The organism is Nonomuraea sp. NPDC048826, from assembly GCF_043198225.1.
Lineage (GTDB): Bacteria > Actinomycetota > Actinomycetes > Streptosporangiales > Streptosporangiaceae > Nonomuraea.
Genome location: NZ_JBICUQ010000010.1, coordinates 381,513 through 398,482, shown reverse-complemented (window position 1 = coordinate 398,482; position 16,970 = coordinate 381,513). Strand labels below are relative to the sequence as shown.

Below are 16,970 nucleotides of genomic sequence, written 5' to 3'. Positions count from 1 at the left end.
GTGTTAAGCACGCCGCCAGCGTTCGTCCTGAGCCAGGATCAAACTCTCCAAACAATGAATGGTTTGATTCCCAACCAAAAAGGAATCCGTCAAAAATGACGGGGTTTGTGCATCATGCACTGGCTTTTAACACACTGTTGAGTTCTCAAGAAACGGACGCGTCCATCCCGGCAAGATCCAACCCGTGGCCCCTGCCGCAGAGGCGTTCATTTCGTCTTGTGTCACTTATTTTTCCGGCTCTCCGAGCCCCTGTCAAATTGACGCGGACCCTTCCGAGCTGCGGAAATCAGCAACCGCCCCGTCTCCGGGGCAACCCCTCTAACTTACCAGCCGATCCGGATAGATGCGAACCAACCGGACATTCGGTGAGGAAGTGGGGCTTGCCGGGCTTCTCCGTGACTCTCGCGAGCCCCGCGTTGCCCTTGCCTGAGCAACTCTAGCAGCCTCCAAGACCATCTCGGCCCCACAGAGGTAATCATCAGGTCCTTCCCTCCCCAGAGAACACCCAAACCTCAGGACTTGCGGAGCCCAGGCAAGCGAACAGCAAGTGGTCCGCAACACCCCGGCGGTACGAAGTACTCACGAGCAGACTGCGCTCTCCGGAGGTGCCCCCATGACCCGCTCGGAATTCGACGACATCCGTGCTTTCCTCGCCGACCCGGCGACCGAGGCGGGCGACCTGCTGGCCGTGGCCAGGATGCTGGTGGACGACCTTGAGCAGTCCCGGATGCGTGAGGCGGTGCTGCGCACCCACTATCTGCGCTTGCTGACCGCCGCCCGGGCGACCGTCGCGGCCGAGTACGCCGGTGCGCCCGACCCCATGACGTTCGTGAAGCACGAGCTCGACGAGCGGGGCCAGCTGCCGGAGCAGGGCGAGGCCGTACAACGCATCTTGTCGGACGCGCAGACGGCGGCCGCGCTGCTCGCCTGCCTGGCGGAGCAGCAGGCCAAGCCGCGTCCGCGCGGCGGCGTCCGGCTGCGCCGCTGCGTCGGCCCGGTCCGCACCCTCCGCCGCTGACCTTCGGCCTCCCTCCCCGCCGGACACCGCACTTCACAGCAGCCGGCTGACGACCGCGCCGTACGAGGGCGCCGGCCGTCACTCGCCTCGGCGCTCCCTCGCGCAGCGTCGGTACGACCGGAAGCTCCGGCAAGCCCGGCACGCAAACGACGCACCGGTGACCCACGGCATACCCCGGCTTGGGGATGCGACTGTAAGACTGCGCATATGTGGCAGAGAGGGAAGAATTGGGCGGCCATCACCTTGGTAGCCGTATTCAACCTGATGTGGCTCGGCGTGGTCGTCTACGCGGACGTGACCGCCGCCTTCTGGTCACGTGTCACTCAGGCACTGGTCGCCCTCTTCCTGCTCGGCTGGGCTGCCAGGAAGACGGTCCAGATGATCGGCAAGGCGTGAGTTCGATGAGCGAGCAACGATACGAGATCGGCAAGGACCTGGGGGACGACCCGCAGCTGTCGTGGGCCTCGATGTACGAGGACGTGTTCCCGCAGCGGCACCGGATTGTGGAGATCGACGACGAGATCCCGCGCGGCATCACCCGATGGGTGCGTGAGGAGGATCCCCGCGAGTCCGACACCTTCGTCGACCCGCTGGAAGAGCCGCCGAACATCGACTTCGAGTTCTAGGCCTCATACCGGCAGTGCCACGGAAGGTTCTAGGGCTGGTACGGCGGAGCGACGCCCCACCCCCACCGCGGCACCGGCGCCTGCCGGGGCGGCGTGGCGCCGGGCTGCGAGTTGGCGCGCGCGAGCCGGGTGCCCCATTCGATGTAGCCGGAGAACGCGGCCCTGAACTCCGGGTCGTCCGGCAGCCCCGCCTCGTCGGCGGCGTCCATGAGCAGGCTGACCCACCGGCGCCGCTGCGGTTCGGTGATGCCCCTGTCGAGGTGGTGGGCGAGCATGTGCGGGTATCCGCCGCGCTCACCGGTGTAGCGGGCGGGCCCGCCGAACACCTCGCCCAGCCACATGGCCACATATCGAGGATGATCGGGGTCCATGCCGGCGAACAGCGGCCCGATCAGCTCGTCCTTGACGACCTGGCGGTAGAAGACCTCGGTCAGCCGCTCGAGCGCCTCGGAGCCGCCGGCCCACGCGTAGAGCGTCGGGACATTCTCTTCGGTCATGTAATGATGTAATCATCGCCTTGGCCGTCGGGCAATACCCCGATACTCGACGCCATGGCCTTCGACCACAACGATCACTATCACCCCCTGCTGCTCCGCCAGGTCCCGCCCGGAGCCGCCCTGGCGCTCGACGTCGGCTGCGGCACCGGGCTGTTCGCCCGCCGGCTGGCCGCCCGGGGCATGACGGTGGACGCGGTCGATCCCGCCGAAGAGGTCATCGAGGCGGCGCCGCGCACGACGGGCGTCCGTTACGTGCACGACGACATCACCACCATGGACCTGCCCGAGGCCCACTACGACTTCATCTCGTGCCTGGCCAGCCTGCATCACGTGCCGTTCGGGACGGTGAGCAGGCTGCGTGCCGCGCTCGCGCCCGGCGGTGTGCTGGCGGTGCTCGGCTGCTACCGGGAGAGCACCGCGGGCGATCACCTCACGACCCTGGCCGCCTCCCCGGTCAACGCCGTCGCGCGCCTGGCGCTGAGCGGGCGGCGCAGCTCGTCACCGGTGCGGGCGCCGGTCAAGCAGCCCGTCATGACGCTCGATGAGGTCAGGGAACAGGCAGCGGCTCTCCTGCCCGGCGCCCGGATCCGGCGCCTCCTCTTCTGGCGCTATCTGCTCGTGAGCCGTACGGACTAGAAATCCTCGCACGTCGCGTACCAGCTCTCGGAGAGCCGGTCGACGGAGGAGAAGCGGTAGGTCCTGAGCCGTTCGCCGTCCACGTACGTCAGCCCGCAGAACTCCAGCCATCCTCCCGAGCCGATCACGCCCAGGTCGGCCCGGTCGAGGTGGCGCACGGCGCGGCCGACCGGGAAGAGACCCACCCATTCGACGCCGAGCCCGCTCTCGGCGTCGGCCACCGTGACGTGGTCGGGGTGGAGCGGCAGCGAGCGCACGTACGCGGTCAGCGCGGGCTCGGAGACCGCGAACGCCGCGCGCATCGGCAGGTCGGCCGCGACCGTCGCGTACGTGAGAGCGGCCAGGAGCGGCGCGACCGCGATGCCGGCGTTCTTGCGGTAGCGGGGGACGCAGAGCAGGACGGTCCACACGGCCGCGGCGAGGATCCAGAACAGGACGGCGTAAGACAGGACATAAAGGCTGCCGCCGGGAAAGACCATCCCGATGAGGGTGAGTAGGGCCGCGAGCGTGGCCGGCACCACGAGCCAGAGCCACCGCACCCTGCCGGTAGAACCCGTCACGGGGACACGCACACACGGGACCATAGCAAGAGCGGGCCCGTTGACCGGCAGGATCGCGACCAGTCGTAACCCTGGGTGAAAGTTTCAGCCGATGCCGGGCCTCCCGCCTGTGCCTTTGCGTTCCGGTGGGCCGAACGCGCTTCTGGCCGGGGGCGGCTGCTCCCTACCATGCGTGGGAGCGCTCCCATACCAGGACGGAGTATCCATGTCTCGCAGCAGACCCGTGCTCGCCACCCTCCTCACCGCGGTCGCCACCGCCGCGGCGGGGGCGGCGATCTTCTCCTCGTCCGCCGTCCAGGCCGCCGACTCGGCGTTCTACGTGGACCCGGAGACGAACGCCGCCAAGTGGGTGGCCGCCAACCCCGGTGACAGCCGCGCCCCCGTGATCAGGGACCGGATCGCCGCCGTCCCGCAGGGGCGCTGGTTCGCCACGTACAACCCCTCGACCGTCCGCGCCCAGGTCGACGCCTACGTGGGCGCCGCCGCGGCGGCGGGGAAGATCCCGATCATGTCCGTGTACGCGATGCCGAACCGCGACTGCGGCGGCCCGAGCGCGGGCGGGGCGCCGGACCACACGGCCTACCGGGCCTGGATCGACCAGATCGCGGCCGGGCTCGGCGGCCGGCCGGCCACGATCGTGCTGGAGCCGGACGCCCTGGCCATCATGTCGAACTGCATGAACTCCGGCGAGCAGGCCCAGGTGCAGGCGTCGATGGCGTACGCGGGCCAGCGGTTCAAGGCGACGTCGTCGCAGGTGAAGGTGTACTACGACATCGGCCACGACGCCTGGCTGTCGGCCGGGGAGGCGGCGAACCGGCTGCGCGGCGCGAACGTGTCCACCAGCGCCGACGGCATCGCGGTCAACACCTCCAACTACCGCTCCACCCCCGGCCTGGTCTCGTACGCCAAGAGCGTGATCTCGGCGACCGGCGACTCCAGCCTGCGCGCGGTGATCGACACCAGTCGTAACGGCAACGGCCCGTCGGGCAGCGAGTGGTGCGACCCGGCCGGCCGTGCCACGGGCACCTGGAGCACGACCGAGACGGGCGACTCGATGATCGACGCGTTCCTGTGGGTGAAGCCGCCGGGTGAGGCCGACGGCTGCATCGCGTCGGCGGGGCAGTTCGTGCCGCAGCGCGCCTACGACCTGGCCATCGCGGCCGGCGAGCCGACCCAGACGCCCACGGTGACTCCCACGGTGACGCCCACCGTGACGCCCACCGTGACCCCGACCGTCACGCCCACCGTCGGTGAGGGTTGCGCGGCCGAGTACAAGATCATCAACAGCTGGCAGGGCGGCTTCCAGGCCGAGGTCACCGTGCGCAACACCGGCGCGGCGGCCATCGGCGGCTGGCAGGTCGGCTGGTCCTTCGGCGGCGGTCAGTCGATCTCCCAGCTCTGGAACGGCGACCTGAACTCCTCCGGCTCGTCCGTGACCGTCGGCAACCTCAGCTGGAACGGCAACGTGGCCGGCGGGGCCAGCACCACGTTCGGCTTCCTGGCCAACGGGCAGGCGGCCTCGCCGACACCGATCACCTGCACCACTCGCTAGCGGGTCTCCATCGCATGCGTGACGAGCGTGGTCAGCACGTCCTTGACCGAGGACCGGTTGCGCGCGTCGCACATGACGACAGGAGTCTTCTCGTCCAACCCGACGGCCCGCCGCACCTTCCCAGGATCGTGCCGGCGGGCCCCGTCGAAGCAGTTCACCGCGACCACGAAGGGCAGCTTGAGCTGTTCGAAGTAGTCGACGGCGGGGAAGCAGTCGGCCAGTCTCCGGGTGTCGGCGAGCACGACGGCGCCCAGCGCGCCGAGCGCGAGTTCGTCCCACATGAACCAGAACCGGTCCTGGCCGGGCGTGCCGAACAGGTAGAGCCACAGGTCCTGGCGGATGGTGATGCGGCCGAAGTCGAGCGCCACCGTGGTGGCGACCTTGCGTTCCACCCCGGACACGTCGTCCACGCCCACGCCGCGGTCGCTGAGGAGCTCCTCGGTGTGCAGGGGGCGGATCTCGCTGATCGTGCCGACCATGGTCGTCTTGCCCACGCCGAAGCCGCCGGCCACCAGGATCTTCAGGGCGGTCGCGGTGAGCGTCCCTCCGGATGGCCGGGGGCGATCAAAGCCTGCGAATTCCATGCAGTACATCCCTGTAAGTACGTTCGTCGATCGACTGGTTGGCGGGCTTCGGCGGGGTGATGCTCACGAGTCCCTCGCGGCGGAGGTCTCCGAGCAGCACGCGGGTGACGTTGAGCGGCAGGCCGAGGCCGGCCGCGACGTCGGCCACGGGGGTCGGTCTGCGGCAGACGTGCAGGATCGTGTGATGCTCCGGGTTGAGCACGGACGGTTCCTGGGGCAGGCGGACCGTGGCGACGATGGCCACCAGGTCGAACGCCTCGCCCTGGGGCCGCGCCCGGCCGCCCGTGAGCCCGTACAGCCTGATCAGAGGCCCTGGATCGTCTTCTGTCACGGTGTCATCCCGTTCCACACCGGCGCGGGGGCCGCGCCTCTCGGCAGCGCGGTCAGGTGCTCGCCCACGCGCCGGACGAGCAGGGCCATCTCGTACGTGATCAGACCCAGTTCGGCGTCGCCGGCGGCCAGCACCGCCAGCCGGGCGCCCTGACCTGCGGCGGTGACGAACAGGAAGCCGCCTTCCAGCTCGATGATCGTCTGGCGGACGCCGCCCATCCCGAAGTGCCGGCCCGCGCCCATCGCCAGGCTGTGGCTGCCTGCCGCGATCGCCGCGAGGTGCTCGGTGTCCTCCCTGGTCAGCCCCTGGGAGCCGCCCATGGTGAGGCCGTCGGCGGACAGCAGGACCGCGTGCCGCACGCCCGCGACCCGGTTGGCCAGGTCGTCGAGCAGCCAGCTCAGCTCAGATCTCGCGTCAGCCATGGGAATCCCTTTCGTCGCGCACGTCACGGTCGCCGTCCGTCTCCCTGCGTGCCTGCCGCCAGCCTTCCTGCATGGAGGTCATCAGGCTGAACAGTTCCTCGGGGGCGCGGGTGGAGACGTCCGTCTCCTGCTCTGTGCGTGTTTTCCGTAGTTGTGGTGCGAGATGTGCCTGGCGTACCCGGACCGGCAGACCGTCGAGGTCGTCGTCCGGCTCGGCTGCCTTGGCCTGTTGCGGGATCGGGCCGGCGGGCGGGGTGAGCGTCCGCGACGGGGTGGGCGGGCGCACCTCCCGCGGCGGCGGGGGCGGCACCGGGCGGCCGGGCTCGAACAGCGAGTAGCCGAGCGGCGGCGGCTGGACGGGCGCGCGTTCGGCGAGCACGCTCACCGGCAGCATCACGATCGCGGTCGTGCCGTCGTACGGGGACGGGCGGAGCGTGACCTTGATGCCGTGCCGCGCGGCCAGCCGGGACACCACGAAGACGCCCATCCGGTCGCTGCGGGCCAGGTCGAACTCGGGCGGGGTGGCGAGCTGCGCGTTCAGCTCATCCATGGTGGCGGGGTTCACGCCGAGGCCCCGGTCCTCGATCTCCAGGGCGAAGCCGTTGGCGGCGGTGAGCCCGCGGACCTGCACGCCGGTGTTGGGCGGCGAGAAGGCGGTGGCGTTCTCCAGCAGCTCGGCGACCAGGTGGATGACGTCGGTCACCGCGCTGCCCGTGAGCAGCGGGCCGTCCGACATCGGCTGGATGGTGACGCGCGTGTAGTCCTCGACCTCCAGCGCCGCGCTGCGCACCACGTCGAAGACGGGCACCGGGTCCCGCCACCGGCGGGCGGGCGCGGCGTCCGACAGGATGATGAGGTTCTCCGCGTGGCGGCGCATGCGAGTGGTGAAGTGGTCGAGCTTGAACAGGCCTTCGAGGGTGTCCGGGTCCTCGGCCTTGCGCTCCATCGCGTCCAGCAGCGAGAGCTGGCGGTGCAGCAGGGCCTGGTTGCGCCGGGCCAGGTTGAGGAAGACCTGGCCGACGCCCTTGCGCAGGGTGGCCTGGCCGACGGCGGCCTCGACGGCGGTGCGCTGCACGGCCGAGAACGCCTGCACCACGCCCTCCACCTCCGCGGTGCGGGCGCGCTCCAGCTCCGGCGTCTCGTCCGGGTCGACGTCCTCGCCGCGGCGCAGCCGTTCGACCAGCCGGGGCAGCCGCACCTCGGCCAGCTCGACGGCCGAGCCGCGCAGCTTCTTCAGCTCGTTCACCAGCGAGCGGCCGAACCGGTACGACAGCACGATCGACAGGATGACGGCCAGCAGACCCAGGCCGACGACCAGCACGATGCGCAGCAGGCCGGCGAGGACCAGGTCCTCGCCCTTGGCGGTGGCGCGGGCCAGCTCCTTGGTGTAGTTACCGCTCAGCGTGGCGTGCACCGCGCCGATGTCGCGCCGCCAGGACTCGGCGAGGATCGGCGGCTTGCCGGTCTTGTTCCAGTGGAAGACGGCGTCCTCCGCGGTGACGAACCGCTGGTACGCGGGCGACGACAGCAGATCCTCGTGCCAGACCCGCAGTTCGGGGCCCATGTCCCGGTCGGCGTTGGCGAGCTGGATGCGGCGGCCCGCCATCGCGGCGACGAACGCGCTGTGCTCGGACCTGGTCATCTCGCCGCGCTGCAGCGCCGGCGTGAGGATGGCGTTCTCCCGCGCCAGGTACTCGTCGACGGCGCCGTAGTAGCCGAGGCCGCGCAGCACCCGGTACGACGACACCGCGGTGATGTTCTCCGCGCCGGTGAACTGGCGGTTGGCGGCGGTGATGATCGTGCCGAACTTCTCCGTCGTGGCGAGCGGGGGCACCTGCTCCAGGTCGGCGCCGGCCCGGAGGCTGGGCAGTCCGTCGAGCTCGTCGAGCAGCGCGCGCACGGACGCGGGCGGGGTGCTGACGTCCCCGGTCACCGTGGCGGCCACGTCGCGGATGCGGGCGACGGCCTGGTCGGTGTGCTGGCGCTGGGTGCCGAGCTGGGCGTCGCCGGCCGTGTTGCCGGCCGCCTCGGCGGTCAGCTGCCGCTCCTGCTGCAACTCGGCGATCAGGTCGCGGGCCGGGATGCCGATGGCGTCCCACTCACTGCGGCTGTTCGCGAAGCCGGAGGTCTCGCTGACCATGGTGTACGCGATGTACCCCCATAAGCCGATCAGCGAGACCAGCGGCACGATGAGGATGCGCAGGATCTTGGCACGGATCGGCGGGGCGGCTCTCATACGCTTCATCCAATCCGCGCGTTGCCTGCGCATAGTCGATGCCGGAGGGGCGGCAAGTGCCTGCAGAGCACTCCCGCGACGAATGCGCGCTGTGATTTGCCCCACTATGCCGCTGAGCATCATGCGCTACAACCCGGCATCACGAAAGTTGAGATTTTGATATCTAATTCGCCACATACTGAGGTTTACAACCGTTTGTCATGATCGCGGCACCAGGCGACACGCCGGGCGGGGACTACCGCTCGCCCTCCAGCCGATGTTTGATCGAGGCAACTCGACATCTGGAGGCGTCATGGCGTACCAGCTCCTCGCGCTGTACCACCACCCGGAGAGCACCGCCGCGTTCGACAAGCACTACGACGAGGTGCACGCCCCTCTCGCCGCCCGGCTGCCCGGCCTGCGTTCCTACACCGCCATCCGGCCCGGGGGCAAGGACCCGGCCTACTACCTGGTCGCGGTGCTGACGTTCGAGGACGAGGCCGCCTTCAACGCGGCCATGGGCAGCGACGTCGGCCAGCAGGCGGTGGCCGACCTGGCCAACTTCGCCGGCGGCGGCGTCACGATGCTCACCGGCCCGGCGGACCTGGTGGTCTGACCGTCCGCAGGAGGCCGTCCGGTCACAGCACCGGGGCGGCCTCCGGCCGGTCTACCGGTCGTCCCGGGCGCTCATGATCCGGTCGCCTCGCCCCCGCGGTAGCGGTCGGGGTGGGCGCGGGCGATCCGGGTGGCCGCCTCGACCTCTCCGCGCAGCGCGTCGGGATAGCCGGCCGGGTCGAGCGTGAAGTGGAAGGAGAAGTAGAGGCTGTCTGCCGGGTCGTCCGACGCGACGAACGCGCGCAGGCAGGCGTGGCGGTACCTCGTCTCGTACGCGGCCCGCGCCTCCTCGCCCGGTGGGTCGTGCCGGGACATGGAGGACCAGTAGTAGGCCATCGCGGCCCCCAGCCGTTCGACGGCCGGACCCCTCTCCAGACGGTCGAGGACGCGTTCGGTCACCTCCTGGCCGCCCAGCACCGCGGCGAGCGGCTCGACGAGCTGGCGGTCACCGCTGGGGCAGTGGTCGTGGACGATCGCGCGCAGGAGGGCGTCCGCGTGCCGCCCGACACCCTCGGGGTCCGCCTCACAGGCCCGGCCGAGCCGCAGCCGCTTGACCTCGCACCGGCGGTAGGCGGCGGAGACCGGGTCGTCGTCGTCCTCCAACCCGGGGTCCGGGTCCACCCCGAACGTGCTCATCAGGTCGTCGAGCATCGGCTCGAACAGCCGCAGCCGATCAGCCAGGCTCATCCGGCGCTCACCTCCGACGCCAGTCAACCCCACCCGCGGCCGGGCCGCGCGGCCGCGCGATCTCGGGTGAACTTGACCGCCCGCTCCCCCGTACCTCTTCACGAACCGGGACTTCCGAGAGACACCCTCGACAGCGGCAGGAGGTGCTGATGGCGTAAGGACCCCCAATGCCCTGATCGGCGCCCTCCACGGGAGAAGCCCTGGAGGGCGTCGGCTTGTCTGGACACGGGGTCGGCCCGGCGGCGACCATGATGCGCATGGCCCGATTGGAAGCCCAGGCCGTCGTCGAGGCGATCCCCCGCGACTGGCTGGAGGCTTACGTACGCGCCCTGCTCGACCAGGCGGAGGAACTCACCCTGGACGACGAGGGATGGATCCAGGGCGACGAGGACCTCGCCGACGTCACGCTCGTCGCAGGCGACCATCTGACCGCCGGCGCCCGCTACCAGCGCCACACCGACCCGGCGCAGGACGAGGGCGGCAACGGCACCACCACCGAGCTGGTCATCACCTCATGGGACCGTACGAGCGAGGTGAGCGCGGCCGTCACCACCTGGCACGCCGACGACGAGAAGACCGCCTGGACGGTGAAGCTGTCCGGCCCCGACGCGCTGCGGTCGGTCACGACCGGCGGCGCGCACCACGCCGCCGGCCGCCTGCACCGGTGGTCGTGGGCGGCCAAGCTCGACTGCCGGCAGTGGTGGGACCAGGTGGCCGGCGGCCGGCGGCAGACGCCGGCGACGGTGCTGATCCGCCATCACTACGGGCAGGCGAAGCTGCGCATCAGCCCGGCGGCCGAAGGCGGGAAGTGGCGGCTCGGGCTGACGGTGGTCGTGCGGGGACGCGGTTGGGTGCGGCCGTTCGCGGCGGTCGGCCTGCTGTTCGTGCGGCGCAAGCTGGAGGTCAAGTTTCGCGAGATGGTCGCCGAGATGGCCGACGGCTGGAACAAGGACGTCCCGGGCCTGCTGGCGCTCGACCCCCGCGAGGCCGGGCTGTGGATGCCGGAGCTGAGCGGCGACCGCGAGGAGTACGCCCGCTGGGCCGAGGAGAACGGGTAGCGGCGGTCAGCGCGGCTCCTGGCTGGTGTCGGCGATTAGCGGCTCCAGGGTCAGGCCGGGCTGGTCGCGGGCGATGGTGCGCATCCGCCACTGGTCGGTGAACAACGCCAGCAGCGCCTGGTCGCCGGCGCGGGTGAGCACCTCGCAGCCGCGTTCCCGGTCGAGAGCCGGCGCGGAGGCGGCGTCGGTGCGCCGGGCCAGCGTGTAGTCGAGCCGGTCGAGGCCGATCTCGGCGCCGAACTCGGCGGCCATGCGGTGCTGCACCACCTCGAACTGCATCGGCCCGACCGCCGCCAGCACCGGCGCCTGGTCGCCGCGCAGGTCGGAGCGGAGCACCTGGATGACGCCCTCGGCGTCGAGCTGGTCGATGCCGCGACGGAACTGCTTGGCCTTGCCGGAGTCGCGGACCCGGGCGACCGCGAAGTGCTCGGGGGCGAAGCTCGGGATCGGCGGGAAGGTCACCGCCCGGCCTTCGAAGAGCGTGTCGCCCGGCCGCAGCGCCCCGGCGTTGACCAGGCCCACCACGTCGCCGGGGAAGGCCTCGTCCAGGGTGGTGCGGTCCTGGCCGAAGACGCTCTGCGCGTACTTGGTGGCGAACGGCCGCCCGGTGGCGGCGTGGGTGAGCACCATGCCGCGCTCGAACCGCCCGGAGCAGACCCGGACGAACGCGATCCGGTCGCGGTGCGCGCGGTCCATGTTGGCCTGCACCTTGAACACCAGCCCGGAGAAGGGCGCGTCCAGCGGGCGGTCGGCGCCTGCCACGTCAGGGCGGGGGCCCGGCGGCGGCGCCAGCTCGACCATCGCGTCGAGCAGCCGCGCCACCCCGAAGTTGGACAGCGCCGCGCCGAACAGCACCGGCGTCGACTCGTGGGCCTCGAAGGTCTTCTGGTCGTGGTCGGCGCCGATGGCCGACAGCAGCGCGACCTCCTCGCCGGCCTGCCGCCAGTCGTCGCCCAGCTCGGCCTCGGCCTGCTCGGCGGTCAGCTCGCGGGTCAGCGCCTTGGTGGCGCCGCCGGGCGTGCGCTCGTAGCGGACCGCCCGCTCGGCCGGCCGGTCGACCACGCCCAGGAAGTGACCGGCCGCGCCGATCGGCCAGGTGACCGGGGTGGGGCGCAGGCCGGTACGCTCCTCGATCTCGTCGAGCAGCTCCAGCGCGTCGCGGCCGGGACGGTCCCACTTGTTGACGAACGTGATCACCGGGATGCGGCGGTGGCGGCAGACCTGGAACAGCTTCATGGTCTGCGGCTCCATGCCCTTGGCCGCGTCGATGAGCATGACCGCGCAGTCGACGGCGGCCAGCACCCGGTAGGTGTCTTCGGAGAAGTCGGCGTGGCCCGGGGTGTCGACGAGGTTGAACACGTGGCCCCGGTAGTCGAAGCGGAGCGCGGCGGAGGTGATGGAGATGCCGCGCGAGCGTTCGATCTCCATCCAGTCGGAGGTGACGCCGCGCCGGCCGGCCTTGCCGTGCACCGCCCCGGCCTGGGTGATCGCCGAGGCGTGCAGGGCGAGCGCCTCGGTCATCGTGGACTTGCCCGCGTCGGGATGGCTGATGACGGCGAACGTCCTGCGGCGCGCGCCTTCCCCCGTGATGTCGATCATCGCTCTGCCTCTGCCCTTCCCACCCGTGTCACTACGAGAGGGTAGCCGGAAATCAGCTTGGTACCGCTGGCTGTACTCCGCCTTGGGGCGTACGCGGGAGCGACTGACGAGGCCATGACTGGTGTGCTGATCGCCGTCAGTCAAACACTCCCCAAGGAGACCTCGTCATGGCAGTCAACAGCCGGCTGGACGCCCCCCGGCGGGAACCGGGCCAGTCCGGGATCCGGGGCCTCATCAGCCGCCGCCCGCTGCTCAGTTTCTTCGTCCTGGCCAACCTGATGAGCTGGATCGCCTGGTTGCCCTACATCCTGTCGGCGACCGGCCTGGGGGTGCTGGACTTCGCCTACCCCTCACTGCTCGGCGGCACGCAGTTGCTCGGGGTCCTCCCCGGCGCCTATCTCGGTCCCATCCTGTCCGCGTTCATCGTGACGGCGGTGACGGAAGGCAGGGACGGCATCCGCCGCTGGGTCCGGCGGATGACGAACTGGCGGGTCAACTGGGGCTGGTACGCCCTGGCGGGCCTCGGCGTGCCCGCGGCGATCATCGCCGCCGGTCTGGCGCTGTCCGACGGGGACGTCCGCATGCCGTCGGCCGCCCTGCTGGTGGGCTACCTGCCGGCCCTGGTGATCCAGATGGTGACCACCGGCCTGGCGGAGGAGCCCGGGTGGCGTGACTTCGCCCTGCCCCGCATGCAGCGCAAGTACGGGCCGCTGGGCGGCACGCTCGTCCTCGGCCCGCTGTGGGCCCTCTGGCACCTGCCGCTCTACCTGAGCGAGTGGGGCGGCTGGCCGGACGTCACCTGGACGCGGATCGGCGAGTTCGTCGTCTTCTGCTGCGCCTTCAGCGTGGTCGTCACCTGGGTGTTCAACCGGACCAACCAGAGCCTGCCGCTGATCATGCTGCTGCACGTCAGCGTCAACAACTTCATGTCGGTCCTGTACGAGGACATGTTCCCGTCGATCGCCTCCATCGAGCACGCGTCCCGGGTGACCCTGCTCGCGGGCGCCACGGCCGCGCTCGTGGTGCTCGTCGCGACCCGCGGGCGGCTCGGCTACCGGCCGGCCGACGACCCCGCGCCGGAGGCCGCCGACCACCGGGGCTGACCCGTGGGGGGCGCGGCGCCCTTCAGGCAGCTCTGGAGGGCGCCGGCGCCATGTCCGGCCGGTCGGCCCCGGCTCCGGTGGTCACCATCGGGAGGTCGCGGCCGAGCTGGTCGGCCAGGTCGTCGTCGCGGACGTGGTCGTTCAGGTCGGAATTCGCGCGCAGATGCGGAAACATGCACATACGACTCACGGTACGAAGACCCCGTGCCCGGCGCTTCTTCATTCGTGACCGGTCGGCGTCTGAGGCCCGACATACGAAACGCCCTCCGGGATGATCCCGGAGGGCGTTTCCTCTTTGTAGCGGGGGCAGGATTTGAACCTGCGACCTCTGGGTTATGAGCCCAGCGAGCTACCGAACTGCTCCACCCCGCGTCGGTGTGTGTCTAAAGACTATCCCTGACACGGGGCTTGCGCAAATCGACGGGCTAAGACCCTCCCGCCGGTGACTGGCTCGGCGACGGCGCCGGTGACCCGGTCGGGCTGGGTGACCCGCTGGGGCTCGGTGCCGGGGACCCGGTCGGGGCGGGGGTGGGCGAGACCGACGGGGTGACCCCGGCGGTGCGGAGCTTCTCCAGGGCCTCGTCCAGGCGCTGCTGGGCCTTGCCGAACTCCTCCCAGTTGGGCGGGTCGCTCTGCAGGGCCTTGGTGGCGTCGTCGTAGGCCTTCTGGGCCTCGCCGATCGCCGCCTGCAGGGCAGAGGTGCCCTGTTGCTGCTGCTGTTGGTTTTCCTGGTTGGGCTGCTGTTGCTGCTGGTCGTTCTGTGTGTCCTCGGTGCCGAAGACCTGGCCCAGCGCCTCGTTGAGGGTCCGGGCGACGCCGATCTCACTGCCGAAGGAGACCAGGACGCGCTGCAGGATCGGGTACGGCTCCTGGCCGCCGCCCGCCGCGACCTGGATGTAGACGGGCTCGACGTAGACGAGCCCGCCCGCGTACGGCAGCGTCAGCAGGTTGCCGTAGCGGACCGAGGAGGCGCCGACGCCCAGCAGGTTGAGCTCACCCGCGAACCGGCTCTGGAAGGCGTTCTGCGCCTGGCCGGGGCCGGGGATCGGGGTGTTGGACGGCATGCGCAGGATGCGCAGCTTGCCGTAGCCGTCGCCCGCCGTGGAGTCGACGGCCATGAACGCCGCCAGGTTGGGGCCCTGCCTCGGCACGAACGTGGTGGTGAGCGAGAACGTCGGCTCGCCGCCCGGCATCGTCGTGGTCAGGTAGTAGGGCGGCTGCTTGACGTTCTGGTCGCCCTGCGACGGGTCGTTCGGGACGTTCCAGAAGTCCTGGCCGCTGTAGAAGGCCGCGGCGTCGGTGATGTGGTAGCGCGACAGGGTGTAGCGCTGCACCTTGAACAGGTCTTCGGGGTAGCGCACGTGCGCGAGCAGGCTCTCGCTCATCGCGGTCTTCGGCTGGATGATCCCGGGGAACGCGCTGCTCCAGGTCTTGAGCACCGGGTCGTTGGGGTCCCAGGCGTAGAGCGTGACGGTGCCGTCGTAGGCGTCGACCGTGGCCTTGACCGAGTTGCGGATGTAGTTGATCTTGTCCTGCGGCTGCTGGGCGATCACCCGGGACCGGTCGGTGGCCGTGTCGCGGGTCATGTCCTGCAGGCTCTCGCTCTGCGAGTACGGGTAGGCGTTGGACGTGGTGTAGCCGTCGACGATCCAGGTGACCCGCCCGTCGATGATCGCGGGATAGGGGTCGGAGTCGAGCGTCAGGAACGGGGCCACCTTGGCGATCCGGTCACGGGGGCTGCGCTCGTACAGGATCTTGGAGTTGTCGTTGACGTCGCCGGACAGCAGGATGTTCACCTCGCTGTACTTGGCGGCGTAGAACAACCTGTTGAGGAACGAGCCGACCGGGACTCCGCCCTTGCCGGTGTAGGTGGTGTTCTTCTGGCCGGTGCCGCCGGTCTCCGGGTAGTCGAGCTCCTGCGGGCGCTCGGGGTTGCCGCCGGCGATCACGTAGTCGGAGCCGGTGGTCTCGCCGAAGTAGATGCGCGACTCCTTGAGGCCGGTGCGCTCCGCCAGGGAGCCGGTGACCGGCATGTCCTTGGCGTCGTAGGCCGGCAGACCGCTGGAGTCGACCTGGTTGCCCGGCGCGGCGACGAAGCCGTAGCCGTGGGTGTAGACCAGGTGGCGGTTGATCCAGTTGTTCTGGCCCTCCGGCGGGCCGCTCAGCTCGCGCACGGCCACGATGTGGTCGGTGAGCTTGCCGTCGGCGTCGGGGTAGCGGTCGACGTCGAGCTGGTCGGCGAACTCGTAGAAGCCCCTGATGCGCTGGGTCTGCTCGTAGGTCGCGGACACCAGGCCGGGGTCGAGCAGCCGGACGCCGGTCACCGAGGCGTCGCCCGCGGCGTTGGCCTGGACCTTGGTGGGGTCGGCCTCGGCGCTGTAGGGCTCGACCTTCGCATCGGCCACGTTGTAGGCCAGCCGGGTGGCCTCGATGTTGCGGGCGATGTAGGGCGACTCCTTGCCCTGCTGGTTGGGCCTGACCTGGAACTGCTCGACGAGCATCGGGTAGACGCCGCCGATCAGCACCGCCGAGAGCGCGAGCAGGCCGAACGAGACACCGGGCAGCATGCCGCCGGGCCGGATGACTCCGGCGAAGAACAGCACGGCGCAGATCAGGGCGATGATCGCGAGGATGTTCTTGGCGGGCAGCACCGCGTTGATGTCGGTGTAGGAGGCGCCGTGCACGAAGCCCCGCTCGGAGAAGACCAGGTCGAACCGGTCGTACCAGTAGGCGATGGCCTTGAGCAGGACGAAGACGCCGAGCAGCACCGACAGGTGGACGCGCGCGGCCTTGGAGGCGTGCACGCCGGGCGACTGGAGCCGGAACCCGCCGTACAGGTAGTGAGTGATCGCCGCCAGGATGATCGAGATGATCACGGCGGTGAACAGGAAGTTGAGCACCATCCTGATGAACGGGAGCTCGAACATGAAGAACGAGACGTCGAGCTTGAACTCGGCGTCGGTCGTGCCGAACGGCTGGCCGTTGGCGAACTCGATCCAGGTCGGCCACTGGCCGGCGGTCGAGGAGCCCGCGAAGAGCGCGAGCAGCGCCATGCCGACGATGAAGATCAGCTTGCGGTGCGGGTCGAGTGCCTGGCGGTAGCGGTCGGCGCCGCTGCCCCCGCCGCCGAAGACCGCGGGCCCGAACAGCGGCCGGGTCCGGAAGGCGAGCAGCATGTTGCCGCCGACGATGCCGGCCATGAGGGCCGCCCCGATGATGAACAGGACGATCTGGGTCAGCAGCACACTGGAGAAGACCCGCGTGTAGTCGACCGCGTCAAACCATAGATAGTCGGTATAAATCCCGGAAAATAGGAAGAAAAGCGCCACAATCGCCACGAGTGCGATCGCGACAGGCAGAAGCAGTCGCGGTCGGCGGGGCAAGCGCATCGCCCTGCCGCCGGCTCCTGGGGTCCGGAAGCTCAAGGCCAACCCCTCGTCGTGATGAAGAAACGGTCCGTGTCTGGC

At 70.2% G+C, this 16,970-nt stretch carries 18 protein-coding genes and 1 tRNA gene; 8 read left to right on the top strand and 11 right to left on the bottom strand.

The genetic code is table 11. The annotated features are described in order from the left end of the window. The first annotated feature begins 613 nt into the window (after positions 1 to 613). From ACGFI7_RS34620 to ACGFI7_RS34610, 3 genes are all read left to right on the top strand, one after another. Positions 614 to 1,018 carry a hypothetical protein gene (locus ACGFI7_RS34620; protein ID WP_393412153.1) on the top strand — a complete coding sequence of 135 codons (405 nt, stop codon included), beginning with the start codon at positions 614 to 616 and terminating at the stop codon, positions 1,016 to 1,018. Between the two features lie 207 nt (positions 1,019 to 1,225). Next, positions 1,226 to 1,414: a hypothetical protein gene (locus tag ACGFI7_RS34615; RefSeq protein WP_393412151.1), complete on the top strand. Its 189-nt coding sequence runs from the start codon at positions 1,226 to 1,228 to the stop codon at positions 1,412 to 1,414. 5 nt (positions 1,415 to 1,419) lie between these two features. Continuing rightward, on the top strand, positions 1,420 to 1,644 hold the full coding sequence (locus tag ACGFI7_RS34610; RefSeq protein WP_393412149.1) for a hypothetical protein: 225 nt from the start codon (positions 1,420 to 1,422) through the stop codon (positions 1,642 to 1,644). A 29-nt stretch (positions 1,645 to 1,673) separates the two neighbouring features. Here ACGFI7_RS34610 and ACGFI7_RS34605 read toward each other — a convergent pair whose 3' ends face one another. After that, positions 1,674 to 2,141 carry a group II truncated hemoglobin gene (locus tag ACGFI7_RS34605; RefSeq protein ID WP_393412147.1) on the bottom strand — a complete coding sequence of 156 codons (468 nt, stop codon included), beginning with the start codon at positions 2,139 to 2,141 and terminating at the stop codon, positions 1,674 to 1,676. Positions 2,142 to 2,195: 54 nt separating this feature from the next. On the opposite strand from ACGFI7_RS34605, the gene ACGFI7_RS34600 reads away from it, so the two are divergent. Beyond that, positions 2,196 to 2,777: a class I SAM-dependent methyltransferase gene (locus ACGFI7_RS34600; RefSeq protein ID WP_393412145.1), complete on the top strand. Its 582-nt coding sequence runs from the start codon at positions 2,196 to 2,198 to the stop codon at positions 2,775 to 2,777. Here ACGFI7_RS34600 and ACGFI7_RS34595 read toward each other — a convergent pair. Next, entirely contained in the window at positions 2,774 to 3,349 is a 576-nt protein-coding gene (locus tag ACGFI7_RS34595) for a hypothetical protein (protein WP_393412143.1), read from the bottom strand. The genes ACGFI7_RS34600 and ACGFI7_RS34595 overlap by 4 nt on opposite strands. A gap of 193 nt (positions 3,350 to 3,542) precedes the next feature. On the opposite strand from ACGFI7_RS34595, the gene ACGFI7_RS34590 reads away from it, so the two are divergent. After that, positions 3,543 to 4,889: a glycoside hydrolase family 6 protein gene (locus ACGFI7_RS34590; RefSeq protein ID WP_393412141.1), complete on the top strand. Its 1,347-nt coding sequence runs from the start codon at positions 3,543 to 3,545 to the stop codon at positions 4,887 to 4,889. Here the strand turns inward: ACGFI7_RS34590 and ACGFI7_RS34585 are convergent. Genes ACGFI7_RS34585 through ACGFI7_RS34570 form a run of 4 tightly spaced genes read right to left on the bottom strand, consistent with a single transcriptional unit; the run spans position 4,886 to position 8,462 of the window. Continuing rightward, on the bottom strand, positions 4,886 to 5,473 hold the full coding sequence (locus ACGFI7_RS34585) for an ATP/GTP-binding protein (protein WP_393412139.1): 588 nt from the start codon (positions 5,471 to 5,473) through the stop codon (positions 4,886 to 4,888). The genes ACGFI7_RS34590 and ACGFI7_RS34585 overlap by 4 nt on opposite strands. Continuing rightward, positions 5,454 to 5,804 (bottom strand): DUF742 domain-containing protein, encoded by a 351-nt coding sequence (locus ACGFI7_RS34580; protein WP_393412137.1) that lies wholly within the window; start codon positions 5,802 to 5,804, stop codon positions 5,454 to 5,456. The genes ACGFI7_RS34585 and ACGFI7_RS34580 overlap by 20 nt, the downstream gene beginning before the upstream one ends. Continuing rightward, positions 5,801 to 6,226: a roadblock/LC7 domain-containing protein gene (locus ACGFI7_RS34575; protein ID WP_393412135.1), complete on the bottom strand. Its 426-nt coding sequence runs from the start codon at positions 6,224 to 6,226 to the stop codon at positions 5,801 to 5,803. The genes ACGFI7_RS34580 and ACGFI7_RS34575 overlap by 4 nt, the downstream gene beginning before the upstream one ends. Continuing rightward, positions 6,219 to 8,462, bottom strand: coding sequence for a nitrate- and nitrite sensing domain-containing protein (locus ACGFI7_RS34570; protein WP_393412133.1), 2,244 nt, complete (start codon positions 8,460 to 8,462; stop codon positions 6,219 to 6,221). The genes ACGFI7_RS34575 and ACGFI7_RS34570 overlap by 8 nt, the downstream gene beginning before the upstream one ends. A 292-nt stretch (positions 8,463 to 8,754) precedes the next feature. Here ACGFI7_RS34570 and ACGFI7_RS34565 point away from each other — a divergent pair, with 292 nt between their 5' ends. Beyond that, positions 8,755 to 9,057: an EthD family reductase gene (locus ACGFI7_RS34565; protein WP_393412131.1), complete on the top strand. Its 303-nt coding sequence runs from the start codon at positions 8,755 to 8,757 to the stop codon at positions 9,055 to 9,057. Positions 9,058 to 9,128: 71 nt separating this feature from the next. Here the strand turns inward: ACGFI7_RS34565 and ACGFI7_RS34560 are convergent, their stop codons facing one another. Further along, the gene (locus ACGFI7_RS34560; protein ID WP_393412129.1) at positions 9,129 to 9,743 is read right to left on the bottom strand and encodes a hypothetical protein; all 615 of its coding nucleotides are present in this window, start codon (positions 9,741 to 9,743) and stop codon (positions 9,129 to 9,131) included. 257 nt (positions 9,744 to 10,000) lie between these two features. Between ACGFI7_RS34560 and ACGFI7_RS34555 the strand changes: the two genes are divergently transcribed. Next, positions 10,001 to 10,801, top strand: coding sequence for a hypothetical protein (locus ACGFI7_RS34555; protein WP_393412127.1), 801 nt, complete (start codon positions 10,001 to 10,003; stop codon positions 10,799 to 10,801). Between the two features lie 6 nt (positions 10,802 to 10,807). Here ACGFI7_RS34555 and ACGFI7_RS34550 read toward each other — a convergent pair whose 3' ends face one another. Then, a complete protein-coding gene (locus tag ACGFI7_RS34550) occupies positions 10,808 to 12,400 on the bottom strand; it encodes a peptide chain release factor 3 (protein WP_393412125.1) in 1,593 nt (530 codons plus the stop codon). Positions 12,401 to 12,567: 167 nt separating this feature from the next. Between ACGFI7_RS34550 and ACGFI7_RS34545 the strand changes: the two genes are divergently transcribed. Continuing rightward, entirely contained in the window at positions 12,568 to 13,503 is a 936-nt protein-coding gene (locus ACGFI7_RS34545) for a type II CAAX prenyl endopeptidase Rce1 family protein (protein WP_393412123.1), read from the top strand. Positions 13,504 to 13,525: 22 nt separating this feature from the next. Here ACGFI7_RS34545 and ACGFI7_RS34540 read toward each other — a convergent pair whose 3' ends face one another. From ACGFI7_RS34540 to ACGFI7_RS34530, 3 genes are all read right to left on the bottom strand, one after another. Continuing rightward, positions 13,526 to 13,684 (bottom strand): hypothetical protein, encoded by a 159-nt coding sequence (locus ACGFI7_RS34540; protein ID WP_393412121.1) that lies wholly within the window; start codon positions 13,682 to 13,684, stop codon positions 13,526 to 13,528. A 117-nt stretch (positions 13,685 to 13,801) separates the two neighbouring features. Further along, positions 13,802 to 13,875, bottom strand: a tRNA-Met gene (locus ACGFI7_RS34535). A 53-nt stretch (positions 13,876 to 13,928) separates the two neighbouring features. Beyond that, positions 13,929 to 16,892, bottom strand: a complete 2,964-nt coding sequence (locus ACGFI7_RS34530; protein ID WP_393412119.1) for a UPF0182 family protein — start codon at positions 16,890 to 16,892, stop codon at positions 13,929 to 13,931. Positions 16,893 to 16,970 lie beyond the last annotated feature (78 nt).

Coding starts and splice junctions, on each gene's coding strand:
- ACGFI7_RS34610 (WP_393412149.1), top strand. CDS start 1,420: ATGAGCGAGCAACGATACGAGATCGGCAAGGACCTGGGGGACGACCCG.
- ACGFI7_RS34550 (WP_393412125.1), bottom strand. CDS start 12,400: ATGATCGACATCACGGGGGAAGGCGCGCGCCGCAGGACGTTCGCCGTC.
- ACGFI7_RS34560 (WP_393412129.1), bottom strand. CDS start 9,743: ATGAGCCTGGCTGATCGGCTGCGGCTGTTCGAGCCGATGCTCGACGAC.
- ACGFI7_RS34590 (WP_393412141.1), top strand. CDS start 3,543: ATGTCTCGCAGCAGACCCGTGCTCGCCACCCTCCTCACCGCGGTCGCC.
- ACGFI7_RS34545 (WP_393412123.1), top strand. CDS start 12,568: ATGGCAGTCAACAGCCGGCTGGACGCCCCCCGGCGGGAACCGGGCCAG.
- ACGFI7_RS34530 (WP_393412119.1), bottom strand. CDS start 16,892: ATGCGCTTGCCCCGCCGACCGCGACTGCTTCTGCCTGTCGCGATCGCA.
- ACGFI7_RS34600 (WP_393412145.1), top strand. CDS start 2,196: ATGGCCTTCGACCACAACGATCACTATCACCCCCTGCTGCTCCGCCAG.
- ACGFI7_RS34620 (WP_393412153.1), top strand. CDS start 614: ATGACCCGCTCGGAATTCGACGACATCCGTGCTTTCCTCGCCGACCCG.
- ACGFI7_RS34585 (WP_393412139.1), bottom strand. CDS start 5,473: ATGGAATTCGCAGGCTTTGATCGCCCCCGGCCATCCGGAGGGACGCTC.
- ACGFI7_RS34540 (WP_393412121.1), bottom strand. CDS start 13,684: ATGTGCATGTTTCCGCATCTGCGCGCGAATTCCGACCTGAACGACCAC.
- ACGFI7_RS34565 (WP_393412131.1), top strand. CDS start 8,755: ATGGCGTACCAGCTCCTCGCGCTGTACCACCACCCGGAGAGCACCGCC.
- ACGFI7_RS34570 (WP_393412133.1), bottom strand. CDS start 8,462: ATGAGAGCCGCCCCGCCGATCCGTGCCAAGATCCTGCGCATCCTCATC.
- ACGFI7_RS34605 (WP_393412147.1), bottom strand. CDS start 2,141: ATGACCGAAGAGAATGTCCCGACGCTCTACGCGTGGGCCGGCGGCTCC.
- ACGFI7_RS34615 (WP_393412151.1), top strand. CDS start 1,226: ATGTGGCAGAGAGGGAAGAATTGGGCGGCCATCACCTTGGTAGCCGTA.
- ACGFI7_RS34555 (WP_393412127.1), top strand. CDS start 10,001: ATGGCCCGATTGGAAGCCCAGGCCGTCGTCGAGGCGATCCCCCGCGAC.
- ACGFI7_RS34575 (WP_393412135.1), bottom strand. CDS start 6,226: ATGGCTGACGCGAGATCTGAGCTGAGCTGGCTGCTCGACGACCTGGCC.